The organism is Maribacter sp. 4U21, from assembly GCF_002742365.1.
GTDB lineage: Bacteria > Bacteroidota > Bacteroidia > Flavobacteriales > Flavobacteriaceae > Maribacter.
Map to the genome: position 1 here is coordinate 63,160 of NZ_MDGN01000030.1, position 13,008 is coordinate 76,167.

Here is a 13,008-nt window from a genome sequence, read left to right on the forward strand (position 1 = left end):
GCCATCAAAAATGTCGGAATGACCATTGTTTAACAAAATCCTGAGAAATTATCTTGGGTAAAAATCAATTTTATGATTCCAAAAGTATTTAGAGAGGTCATAGACCTTGGAGACGGTAGGGAAATTTCTATCGAAACCGGAAAATTAGCAAAACAGGCCCATGGCTCTGTGGTTGTTCAATCCGGAAAATGTATGTTATTATGTACGGTAGTTTCTAACTACAAACAAAGTGATGTAGATTTTCTTCCACTAACCGTAGATTACCGTGAAAAATTCGCTGCTGCAGGGCGTTACCCCGGAGGTTTTTTCAAAAGAGAAGCCAGACCAAGTGACGGCGAAGTATTAACCATGCGATTGGTGGATCGTGTTTTACGTCCGCTTTTCCCAAAAGATTATCACTCCGAAACACAGGTGATGATTCAATTAATGTCTCATGACGAAGATGTTATGCCAGATGCAATGGCAGGTTTAGCTGCATCCGCGGCTATTCAGTTATCCGATTTTCCTTTCGAATGTGCTATTTCAGAAGCACGAGTAGGGCGTGTAAACGGCGAATTCGTCATTAACCCTACTAGAGCGCAATTAGCCGAATCTGATATTGACATGATGATCGGTGCTTCTGCTGATTCAGTTATGATGGTTGAAGGTGAAATGGATGAAATTTCCGAAGAGGAAATGACAGAGGCTATCAAATTTGCCCATGAAGCAATTAAGGTACAATGTGCAGCACAGGTTAAACTGGCTGAAGCTTTCGGCAAGAAAGAAGTACGTGAATATGAAGGCGAAAGGGAAGATGCTGATTTAGCTAAAAAAATTCATGATATGGCATATGACAAAGTGTATGCTATAGCAAAAGCTGGTTCTGCCAAGCATGAAAGAAGCGCTGCCTTTAGCGAGATAAAAGATGAAATTAAAGCTTCTTTTTCTGAGGAAGAACAAGAGGATTTTGGCGCACTCATTTCTAAATACTACTATAAAGCTGAAAAAGCTGCGGTTCGTGACCTTACTTTAAACGAAGGTCTGCGTTTGGATGGTCGTAAGACCGATGAAATTCGCCCAATCTGGTGTGAAATCGATTACTTACCATCAACGCACGGTTCTGCCATCTTTACCCGTGGTGAAACGCAAGCATTGGCAACGGTAACTTTAGGTACCTCTAGAGATGCCAATAAAATAGATATGCCATCTCATGAAGGCGAGGAGAATTTCTATTTACACTATAACTTCCCTCCTTTCTCAACAGGTGAGGCAAGACCTATTCGTGGAACATCCCGTAGAGAAGTTGGTCATGGTAATCTAGCGCAACGTGCATTAAAAGGAATGGTTCCTGATGATTGTCCATATACCGTTCGTGTAGTTTCTGAAGTATTGGAATCTAACGGTTCTTCTTCTATGGCTACCGTTTGTTCAGGGACAATGGCCATGATGGATGCAGGTGTTCAATTGAAAAAGCCAGTTTCCGGTATCGCCATGGGACTAATTTCCGATGGAGATTCAGGTAAATATGCCGTTCTTTCGGATATCTTGGGTGATGAAGATCACTTGGGAGATATGGACTTTAAAGTAACCGGTACCGCAGATGGTATCACGGCTTGCCAAATGGATATCAAGGTCAAAGGATTGTCCTACGAGATTTTGGTAAATGCACTACAACAAGCTAGAGCAGGTCGTTTACATATTTTGGAGAAATTAACGGATACGATTGCTGAACCTGCAGCTGATGTGAAACCACATTCTCCAAAAATGGTTACCCGTACTATTCCTAATGAATTTATTGGGGCGCTTATTGGGCCTGGTGGAAAAGTGATTCAAGAGCTTCAAAAAGAAACAGGGACTACAATCGTTATAAACGAAGACCCTGTTACGGAAGAAGGTATTGTTGAAATATTAGGAACGGACCAAAACGGTATCGATGCGGTGCTTAGCAAGATAGATTCTTTGATGTTTAAACCTCAAATGAACGAATCTTATAAAGTAAAAGTGATCAAGATGTTAGATTTTGGTGCCGTTGTGGAATATCTTGATGCTCCAGGCAACGAGACTTTATTACACGTATCGGAATTGGCATGGGAACGTACGGAAAATGTTACCGATGTCGTAAACATGGGAGATGAGTTTGAAGTGAAGTATTTAGGTACGGACCCTAGAACACGTAAGGAAAAAGTTTCGCGTAAGGCACTTTTACCAAAACCGGAAGGTTATGTAGAAAGACCACCAAGAAGCAATGACAGAAATCGTGGTGGACGAGATGACAGACGCGGAGGTAGAGATAACCGTGACCGCAAACCAAGAAGGGACTAAGTTCTTCTCTTGTAGCGTACAGAAAGCCTCAACGATAACGTTGGGGCTTTTTTATGCCGTTAAACGGAAAAAATAGTTTTTTTTACACCAATTTGTAACATTTGCGACTTTTTTACGTATAAGTATATGCAGTCTATGCAATTGAACTTAATTTATATTAATGAGACAGCTTAAGATTACAAAACAGGTCACCAATAGGGAGACCGCATCTTTGGACAAGTACTTACAAGAAATTGGAAAAGTGGACTTGATCACCGCTGATGAAGAAGTAGAGTTGGCACAACGCATCAAGGCAGGCGACCAGATCGCTCTTGAAAAACTTACAAAAGCCAACCTCAGATTCGTGGTGTCCGTAGCGAAGCAGTACCAAAACCAAGGACTTACTTTACCGGATTTAATTAACGAGGGAAACCTTGGTCTGATTAAAGCTGCACAGCGTTTTGACGAGACGCGGGGATTTAAATTTATATCCTACGCCGTATGGTGGATCCGTCAATCTATATTACAGGCATTAGCAGAACAGTCTAGGATTGTTCGTTTGCCCTTAAACAAAATTGGTTCTATCAATAAAATCAACAAAACTTTTGCCTTTCTAGAGCAAGCGCATGAAAGAATGCCTTCTCCAGAAGAAATTGCGAAGGAGTTGGATATGACCGTTGATGATGTAAAACAATCCTTAAAGAACTCGGGAAGACACGTGTCCATGGATGCACCTCTTATCGATGGTGAAGATTCTAACCTCTATGATGTACTACGTAGTGGTGAGTCTCCTAACCCGGACAAAGAATTATTACACGAATCCTTAAGAACGGAGATAGAGCGTGCATTGGAAACATTAACACCAAGAGAGGCAGATGTTATTCGCCTATACTTTGGCCTTGCTGGTCAGCATTCAATGACCTTGGAGGAAATTGGCGAAACTTTTGACCTTACTAGGGAAAGAGTACGTCAAATAAAAGAAAAAGCGATTCGTAGATTAAAGCACACCTCAAGAAGTAAGATCTTGAAAACTTATCTAGGATAGGTGTTAAAAGCATAAAATTATATCAATTTGCCTGTTAAACAATTCTTAAATTGGAAATTTGGCATATAAGTTGTAATTTTAATGGTAACAACAGTTTATCATGACTGTTCGTTTTTTGATTGATGAATAAACTCCGGCTGATTACCGGAGTTTTTTCATTTAATATCTTAAGGAAAAAATTAACTTGAGTTAATTTGTTTATCTAATTCGTATAAAAATGCAACAGCCCAATAATCCATTACATGGTATAAAACTGTCAGATATAATGGAACACCTTACACAAAATTATACATGGAATGAGCTGGCCGCAGAAATCAATATCAACTGTTTTAAAAATGATCCTTCTATAAAATCGAGCTTAAAATTTCTCAGAAGAACTCCATGGGCAAGAAAGAAAGTAGAAGAATTGTATCTAAAATCCATCACGTAGAGAATGCCATTGAATATTGTCTTGATTGAACCGGAAATTCCAAATAATACCGGAAACATAGGAAGATTGGCCCTAGCATCTGGCTCAAAGCTACATTTGGTAAAACCATTTGGCTTTGAATTAACGGACAAAAAACTGAAAAGAGCCGGGCTGGACTATTGGCAACACATTTCCGTATCCATTTATGAAAACCAAGAAGAATTCTTTAAAGTACACGACCAAAAAGAAATGGTCTTTTTCTCTTCCCACGGAGAAAGGAGCCATTGGGATATCAGCTATTCAGAAGACTTATTTTTAATCTTCGGGAAAGAATCCGTAGGATTACCAAAGGAACTCTTAACTTCTGAAAATGCAGTTGTAGCCAAGATTCCATTAAAAACTTCACAAATCAGAAGCTTAAATCTAGCGAATGCTGTAGCCATTGCCGTTTACGAGGGCTTAAGGCAATTAAACAACTAACACCGCAATCATTCATTTTGTATATTTAAGTATCCAACAATGGAAAACAATGTACAAATCAATCATACTATCTCTGGTAGTGCCTATCTTTATCCTATCCTCCTGTAAAAAAGGTACAGAAACTTCTACTTTAGAGTCCAAGCAAGAAATAGTTTTTAATTTACCGGAAGGTTTCGTTTTAGAGGAATTATACCAACCAAGCAGACATGACCAAGGCTCTTGGGTCGCCATGACCAAGGATTCGGAAAACAAAATCTATGCCTGTGATCAGTACGGTAAAATATACTATTTTAATGCCCCTAAAATAGATGAGACATTAAAACCAGAGGATGTACATCCCCTAGCCATAGAAATTGGCGAGGCTCATGGTCTTTTATGGTCCCATAATAGCCTCTATGTTGCCGTAAATAAGGAATGGGAGGACACCAAGGTTGATAAACAACAGAATGGTAGTGGTATTTACAGGGTAACAGACAGTAATGACGATGGCATCTTGGATACCTTTAAAATGATGTTAAAGCTAGAAGGTCATGGAGAACACGGCCCACATAGTCTTGTACCCTCACCGGACGGAAAGGAAATTTATTTTATTGCTGGCAACTATACCCGTATCCCCGAAAAACTCAAAGAAAATAGTCGGTTGCCTAGAAACTGGGGAGAAGATAACTTATTCGAACCGTATCTGGACGCTAGAGGTCATGCAAACGATATTAAGGCTCCCGGTGGTTGGATAGGGAAATTTAACCCCAATGGCACAAACTGGGAACTAGTTTCAGCCGGATACAGAAATCCTTTTGATATGGCATTTAATGGGGATGGGGAACTATTCACTTACGATGCCGATATGGAATGGGATATTGGAATGCCGTGGTACCGCCCCACTAGAATTTGCCATGTTGCAAGTGGAAGCGAGTACGGATGGCGTACAGGCTCCGGGAAATGGCCAGCGTACTATCCAGATGCATTACCTGCAGTACATAATCTAGAACAAGGCTCACCTACCGCCGTTCTTTCGGGTATGGACTTGAATTTTCCTAACATATATTCGCATGGGTTATTAGTAATGGATTGGAGTTTTGGCACCATTTATTTTGCAGATTTAAAGGCAAAAGGAAGCAGTTACACCGCAGAACGCAAGGAGTTTTTATCGGGAACTCCCCTACCCTTGACAGATATGATAGCGGGCACCGACGGGAACCTGTATTTTACAACGGGAGGTCGTAGAATAGATTCTCATTTATTTCGATTACGCTATGTCGGTGACGACCTCGTGGATGCCGAGGTACGATTGGAAGAGCAAGAACGATCTCTTCGGGAATTACGCCATAGCCTTGAGAATTATCATTCCTCCCAGTCGCCTAAAGGTATTGAACTGGCTTGGGCCAATTTGAACCATGACGACCGTTTTATAAGGTATGCGGCACGCATTGCTTTAGAACATCAACCTGTGGAACAATGGTTTCATAAATTTTTAGAGGAACGAGATGCCAAAAAAATTATAGCGGCCAGTATTGCATCGGCCAGACAGGGCAGTCCTGATATGCAAACCAAAATCCTGAAAAAATTGGACCCGATTATGCTTGAAACACAGGATACCGGGCACCAATTAAACATGCTGCGGGCCTATGAACTACTCTTTATACGTTTAGGAGAACCCAGTGAAAATGATAAAATCAAAACTGCTAAAAAGCTCAATGCATATTTTCCGCATGCCAGTGCTGTAATGAATAGAGAACTTGGACAGTTATTACTCTATTTAGATGCCGATGGTATAACAGGAAAGTTGGTAACACTACTGGATAAGCACACCAAGGAACGAACTACGCTCTCCAAGGATTTTCTTTCCGAAGAAATCACCCAAAGGAGCGAACAATATGGTCCATTAATCCGAGAAATTTTAGAGAAAATGCCTCCCAGTGAAGCCATCTACTATGGCGTACTCCTGAGTCATGCAGTCAAAGGATGGACCAAAAATGATAGAGAAAAATATTTCAACTGGTTCTATGATGTGCTCAATGCCAAGGGAGGTTTAAGTTTTAAACCTGGCATGGAGAACATTCGTTTAGCAGCCATGAAAAATGTACCGGAAGATGAAAAAAAGTACTTTCAGGAAGTATCCGGTGTATATGCTCCAGGGGCAGCGGTTGCAAACTTACCACAACCTATTGGACCTGGAAATGAATATACGGGTAACGATATAAGTAAAATAATCTGGGGAGAGGAATTAGCAGATTACGAGGTGAACTATGAACGGGGAAAACGTGCTTTTGAAGCAGGAATGTGCATCTTGTGTCACCGGATGCGGGGTGAAGGGGCCGCCGTTGGACCAGATTTGACCCAAGCCCATACCAAGTTCAGCAATAGCGCTATGCTCTTTGCTACCTATAGCCCTAACGACCAAATCTCCGACCAATATGCCAATACCTTGTTACATTTAAAGGATGATAAAAAGATTTCTGGGCGCATCAAATCCGAAAATGATACGATGGTCGTTTTGATGCCTAATCCGTTCAATGAAAGCTATACTGTAGAAATAGCCAAAGGAGACATCATAAAACAAGAATTATCACCCCTCTCGCCCATGCCGTCCGGCTTATTGAACCGGCTAAATCCAGAGGAAATAAAAGATTTACTCACTTTTCTACTTGCAGGTGGTGATGAAAACCATAAATTATATCAACCAAAGTAAATAATCGTTTTTAAACCAAACTAGCGCTATGTTCCGTAAAATTATCTTTACCTTATTTGTTCTCCTTGGCTTCAGCCTGCATGGTCAAGAACAATCCAATTCATCAACTTCCAAAACTATTCCCACTTCATTTTATGAAGGTCTGGAATGGAGAAATATTGGTCCCAATCGTGGTGGTCGTTCTTTAGGTTCCGCAGGGAGCCCAAGTAGGCCCAACGAGTATTATTTTGGCGCCACAGGTGGTGGGCTATGGAAAACCGTAGATGGTGGAACCGAATGGAAACCGGTAACCGATGGTCAGGTCACAAGCTCATCCGTAGGTGCTGTTGCGGTGGCGGAGACCAACCCGGATGTAGTATATATAGGTATGGGCGAAGTGCAGTTACGAGGAAGCATAACCCAAGGAGACGGTGTTTACAAAACGGAAGATGGTGGCGAAACATGGAAACATTTAGGGCTCAATGAAACACAGGCCGTGGCGCGCATCAGAATTCATCCCACAAATCCGGACATCGTTTATGTCGCCGCTTTGGGACATCCTTACGGAGATAATGAAGAACGTGGCGTATTCAAGAGTACGGATGGTGGCGCCAACTGGGAAAAAGTATTATACGTGAGTCCAAAAGCTGGTGCCGTAGATTTAATAATAGACCGCACCAATCCCCAAGTGCTCTACGCAAGTATGTGGGAAGTTCAACGAAAAGCCTGGAAAATGTGGGGTGGCGGTGGCGACTCCAAATTATGGAAGTCTACGGACGGTGGTTCTACTTGGACAGATTTAACCTCAAATACAGGTATGCCAGCGGGACCGATAGGCAAAATTGGCGTAACTGTTTCTCCTGTAGATTCCGATCGCGTTTGGGCCATAGTAGAAGCCAATGAGGGAGGTGTATTTCGTTCCGATGACGCCGGTAAAACGTGGAAACGAACCAATGACGAACGTAAATTGCGTCAACGCGCTTTCTATTATTCTCGTATTTATGCAGACCCGCTAGACAAAGAAACCGTCTACTGCCTTAATACAGGGTTTTATAAATCTACCGATGGCGGAAAAACATTTGACACAACGATTAAAGTCCCGCACGGAGACAACCACGACCTCTGGATAGACCCCAACAATCCAGACCGTATGATTAATTCCAATGACGGTGGCGGAAATGTAAGTATCAATGGTGGAAAGACTTGGACGGAACAAGATTATCCAACATCGCAGTTTTACCATGTCATGACCACTAGTGATGTACCCTATCATGTGGCAGGGGCACAGCAAGATAATAGTACGTTAGCCATGCCGAGCGATGGCTGGGACCATATGCAAGCTCGTGGTCCCAATCACGGATGGTACTATGCCGTTGGAGGTGGTGAAAGTGGCTGGATTACGCAACACCCGGTTAACAAGGATATTTTTTATGCCGGAAGCCAAGGAGCTCTTTTAACGCGATACGATCGGAGCAACGGACAAACAAGGGATATTCAGGTCTACCCTAGATTCTTCTCCGGAGAGCCCGCAAGTGCTTTACCGGAAAGATGGCAATGGACCTTCCCCATAATGTTTGCACCACAAGACCCAAAAATCATGTACACTTGTTCTCAGCACGTTTGGAAGACGACAAATGACGGACAATCTTGGGAGAAAATTAGCCCAGACCTTACCTATGCCGACCCGGAAACGCTGGGAAAAACAGGAGGCATAATTACCATGGATATGAATGGTCCCGAGATTTATGCCACAGTTTTTGCCCTAGCGCCTTCAACTCATGATATTAATACTATTTGGGCAGGTTCTGACGATGGAAAAATTCACATTACCCGTAACGGAGGGGAAAATTGGGAAGATATTACCCCAAAAGACCTTCCAAAATTTTCCCGTGTCAGTATTATAGACGAATCTAAGCACCGACCTGGAACTTTATTCGTGGCGGCAAATAGATATCAAGTAGATGACCGCCAACCCTACGTTTTCAAAACAAATGACTACGGCAAAACATGGACAAAAATTATTAAAGGAATTGAAGATGGTCATTTTGCCAGAGCCATTAGAGAAGACCACGTACGCGAGGGCTTACTATTTTTAGCCACAGAACATGGTGTATATTTTTCATTGAACGATGGTGAGCTTTGGCAAAGTCTACAATTAGAACTTCCGGATACGCCTATCCGTGATTTAGTCATAAAGGATAATGATGTTGTGTTAGGGTCTCATGGCAGGGGCTTTTGGATTTTAGACGATATACAGCCCATAAGGCAGTATCAACCAGAAATGAATAGTCAATCCGCAGTTCTTTTTAAACCAGCGGACGCGATTAGAGGAATTTCCGAAGCCTCTGTTCAATATTATCTAAAAGAGCGGTTAGATACCATTACCTTTGAAGTTCTAGATGCCAATAACAAGCTCATCGATACTTTTACCGGTAGCAGGACCGAATACAAAGAAGACCCTGATATTCCTTGGTGGAAAAAAGGAGGTTCTACCAAACCTACGACCGCAAAAGGTATCAATACATTTACTTGGGACCTTAGATATCCAGGGGCCATTGAATTTGATGGCATGATCCTTTGGAGCGCCCAACCCACAAGAGGTCCTAAAGCACCCATTGGCGATTATAAAATTCGAATGAAAACAAGAGACTACGAAAAAGTCTACCCCTTTAAAATCACCATGAATCCTAATCTAAAAGGGATTAGCAAAGAAGATTTGGACGAACAGTTTGCGCTTGCCAATAAGATTATGCAAAAAACTTCTGCTGCAAACGAAGCCGTCATCCGAATAAGAACGATAAAAAATCACCTCTCTGAAAACAAATCGAAAATTTCATCGAATACGTACAATAAAACTATAGTGCCATTTTTGAATCAATTATCAGCTATTGAAGAAGCCTTGTATCAAGTAAAAAATCAATCTGGACAAGACCCATTGAATTTCCCTATTAAGCTGAACAATAGATTGGCTTCTTTGCGCAGAAGTATGGAAAACGGAGAGGCGAAACCAACAGACGGGGCCTATAAGGTTTTCGAGGAATTATCCTCTGAGTTAAAAAGCCATATGACCGATCTTGAAAGTGTAATGAATAAAAATCTTTCTAAAATTAATTTGATGCTGAAAAAAGCAGGGGTTATACCAATTGAAGGTTAGTGCTCAGAAATTAACAATATCAATTCCGTATTTTTGCAGGAAACAAGAGTAGCTAATGAGCATAGTCAAAATTGCACCGTCCCTATTGGCGGCAGATTTCGGAAATTTACAACGAGACGTTGAAATGGTCAATAATAGCGATGCAGATTGGCACCATATCGATGTCATGGATGGCGTATTCGTGCCTAACATCTCTTATGGTATGCCCGTTGTCAAAGCCATACAAAAGTATGCTACCAAACCTTTGGACGTGCATTTAATGATCGTAGAACCAGACCGTTATATCCAGACATTTGCAGATTTGGGAGCAGCTATCCTTACAGTACATTATGAGGCTTGCACGCATTTGCACAGAACGTTACAAGCTATCAAAGCTGCTCACATGAAAGCAGGGGTTGCACTTAACCCACACACGCCGGTTCATCTGTTGGAAGATATTATACAAGATATTGATGTGGTGTGCGTTATGAGCGTAAACCCGGGTTTTGGCGGGCAATCCTTTATCGAAAATACTTATCAAAAGGTTCAGGCTTTAAAAGCGTTAATTAAAAAGAAGGATACTTCTACCCTAATCGAGATTGATGGTGGTGTCACCTCCTCCAATGCAAAAGCCCTGACCGATGCAGGTGCTGATGTGCTGGTAGCTGGTAGTTTTGTATTCAAGAGTGATAATCCTTCCCAAATCATCAAAGAATTAAAGGAAATAGCCAAATAATGAAACTATTGGACTTAATAATAGTTGGGGGCGGACCAATAGGTATTGCTTGCGGACTGGAAGCTCAAAAGAATGGACTTTCCTATATAATTCTGGAAAAAGGGCCTATTGTAAATTCCCTTTACAACTATCCCAACAACATGCAATTTTTTTCTTCTTCGGAAAAACTTGAAATAGACAATATTCCATTTATTAGCAAAGAGGCCAAACCTAAAAGGGACGAAGCCCTAGAGTATTACCGAAGAATCGTTACCAATAACAAATTGAATATTAATTTATTCGAAAAGGTCACCTCCCTTAAAAAAGATAAAGGAGTCTTTGAAGCAACCACCAACAAGGCTAGTTACCATAGTGTAAATGTTGTTCTAGCTACTGGTTTTTATGATATACCCAACCTGCTCAATATTCCTGGAGAAGACCTACCCAAGGTAAGTCACTATTACAAAGACCCTCATTTCTACGCCGGACAGAAAGTTGCTGTTATCGGTGCAAGTAACTCGGCCATAGATGCGGCTTTGGAGTGCTGGAGAAAGGGTGCCGATGTAAGTCTTGTTATTCGCGGACCAGAAGTTGGCCAACGCGTTAAATATTGGGTGCGTCCGGATATTATCAATAGAATTAAAGAAGGTAGTATCAAGGCCTTTTATAACAGTACGGTAACACAAATAACCGAGGATGAAATTTATCTAAATACAAAAGAGGGCTCAGTGGTACTGCCCAATGACTTTGTCCTTGCCCTTACCGGATATATGCCCAATTTTAAGTTTTTAGAGGATTTGGGTATTGAACTGTCCAGTGATGCCAAACGATTACCGAACTACGACCCGGAAACTATGGAAAGTAACGTAAATGGACTTTACTTGGCAGGGGTTATCTGCGGCGGCATGGAGACACACAAGTGGTTCATAGAGAATTCTAGAGTGCACGCAGGGATGATCGTACAGCATATCATCAATAAGCATTAAAACGGCAGTACTACTATTTACTATCAATGAGTTTAGCGAAGTTATAAGCGGCAGCAACCAGATTTTCTTTACTTTGAGATACAGCCTGCTCTAAATTGGATATATCCCTTAAGATAGCACACACATAAGTCAGACCCATTTCCTCTTGCTGCTCCGGGGATAAGGTTACTGCGCCACATAATGCCGCAACAGGGATTTTCTGCTTGTGAGCAGATTCAAGCACACCAGCAATGGTTTTCCCGGATAATGTCTGACTATCCAATCTACCTTCCCCGGTTACTATCCAATCGGCGTTGGTAATAGCTTCATCAAAACCTGCTATTTCTTTCATTAAATCTATTCCGGGAATTAAGGTTGCATTTAGAAATACAACAGCGCCACCACCTACGCCACCAGCAGCTCCAGAGCCGGAAACCTTTTGAATGTCGGTTCCGAATTCCTGTGCTATTATTTTTGCGAAATTTTGCAATCCCTTATCCAATACTTCAACTTCTTCCTTATTTGCTCCTTTCTGAGGGCCGTAGACATATGCCGCTCCATTTTTACCAAAAAAGGGATTGGTAACATCACAAGCAACTTTAATAGCTACTTCAGACAGTCTTGGGTGACGACCATTCTTTTGTATCCTCTTAACCTTTACGAGATTCGCTCCAATAGGGCCCAGTACAGTATCATTACTGTCTAAAAACTCATACCCTAGGGCAACCGCAACACCCATACCCCCATCGGTCGTAGCACTACCTCCAATTCCTAAAATAATCTCTTTCACTCCTTTATCCAAAGCATCTACGATAAGTTGGCCGGTACCTAAGCTCGTGGTTGACATACAGTTGAGTTCATCTTTGTGGAGTAATTTGTACCCCGAGGCTTCTGACATTTCTATAAAAGCCGTCTTTTTATCCTTCGACAATAAATAACCAACCTCTATTTTTCGGAACAAAGGGTCGTTTACGGAGACCTGTATAGTATCCGCTTCTAAATAATACCATACAACGGCCAAAGTACCGTCACCTCCATCGGCCAATGGTTTATGCTTAATTAGAGCTTTTGGGAAAACTTTTCGAAGACCTTGAGATACCGCTTCACAAAATTCTAGTCCCGTTAAGGAGCCTTTGTATTTATCGGGTGCAATTACAAACTTCATAAGCCCTTAAATTAGCTAAAAAGTGTGACTTTGCAACAAAGCTTTTAAAGTGATGCTGTGTTCAATCCATAAGTGCAACACACTTATTTTTTAGGACTTCAATAGGGTTGTAATAGTTAAACTTTCTAATAGGTCTGTAATTTAGTAA

General features: G+C 41.5%; 9 protein-coding genes. 8 read left to right on the forward strand and 1 reads right to left on the reverse strand.

The genetic code is table 11. The features are described 5' to 3' along the window. Positions 1–72: 72 nt before the first annotated feature. The 8 genes from BFP77_RS05680 to BFP77_RS05715 all read left to right on the forward strand — a co-directional run bounded on the left by BFP77_RS05680 (position 73) and on the right by BFP77_RS05715 (position 11,716). Entirely contained in the window at positions 73–2,301 is a 2,229-nt protein-coding gene (locus BFP77_RS05680; RefSeq protein ID WP_099573083.1) for a polyribonucleotide nucleotidyltransferase, read from the forward strand. A 160-nt stretch (positions 2,302–2,461) separates the two neighbouring features. Beyond that, a complete protein-coding gene (locus BFP77_RS05685) occupies positions 2,462–3,325 on the forward strand; it encodes a sigma-70 family RNA polymerase sigma factor (RefSeq protein WP_099573084.1) in 864 nt (287 codons plus the stop codon). Between the two features lie 217 nt (positions 3,326–3,542). Further along, the gene (locus tag BFP77_RS05690; protein WP_099573085.1) at positions 3,543–3,755 is read left to right on the forward strand and encodes a VF530 family DNA-binding protein; all 213 of its coding nucleotides are present in this window, start codon (positions 3,543–3,545) and stop codon (positions 3,753–3,755) included. A gap of 3 nt (positions 3,756–3,758) precedes the next feature. Beyond that, the gene (locus BFP77_RS05695; protein ID WP_099573086.1) at positions 3,759–4,214 is read left to right on the forward strand and encodes a tRNA (cytidine(34)-2'-O)-methyltransferase; all 456 of its coding nucleotides are present in this window, start codon (positions 3,759–3,761) and stop codon (positions 4,212–4,214) included. 49 nt (positions 4,215–4,263) lie between these two features. Continuing rightward, positions 4,264–6,903 carry a c-type cytochrome gene (locus tag BFP77_RS05700; protein WP_099573087.1) on the forward strand — a complete coding sequence of 880 codons (2,640 nt, stop codon included), beginning with the start codon at positions 4,264–4,266 and terminating at the stop codon, positions 6,901–6,903. 28 nt (positions 6,904–6,931) lie between these two features. Then, positions 6,932–10,036 carry a WD40/YVTN/BNR-like repeat-containing protein gene (locus BFP77_RS05705; RefSeq protein ID WP_099573088.1) on the forward strand — a complete coding sequence of 1,035 codons (3,105 nt, stop codon included), beginning with the start codon at positions 6,932–6,934 and terminating at the stop codon, positions 10,034–10,036. A 55-nt stretch (positions 10,037–10,091) separates the two neighbouring features. Further along, positions 10,092–10,751, forward strand: coding sequence for a ribulose-phosphate 3-epimerase (rpe, locus tag BFP77_RS05710; RefSeq protein ID WP_099573089.1), 660 nt, complete (start codon positions 10,092–10,094; stop codon positions 10,749–10,751). Next, on the forward strand, positions 10,751–11,716 hold the full coding sequence (locus tag BFP77_RS05715) for a YpdA family putative bacillithiol disulfide reductase (protein WP_099573090.1): 966 nt from the start codon (positions 10,751–10,753) through the stop codon (positions 11,714–11,716). Before rpe ends, BFP77_RS05715 begins: the two co-directional genes overlap by 1 nt. A gap of 13 nt (positions 11,717–11,729) precedes the next feature. Here the strand turns inward: BFP77_RS05715 and BFP77_RS05720 are convergent, their stop codons facing one another. Then, on the reverse strand, positions 11,730–12,860 hold the full coding sequence (locus tag BFP77_RS05720; RefSeq protein ID WP_099573091.1) for a glycerate kinase: 1,131 nt from the start codon (positions 12,858–12,860) through the stop codon (positions 11,730–11,732). Between the last annotated feature and the right edge of the window lie 148 nt (positions 12,861–13,008).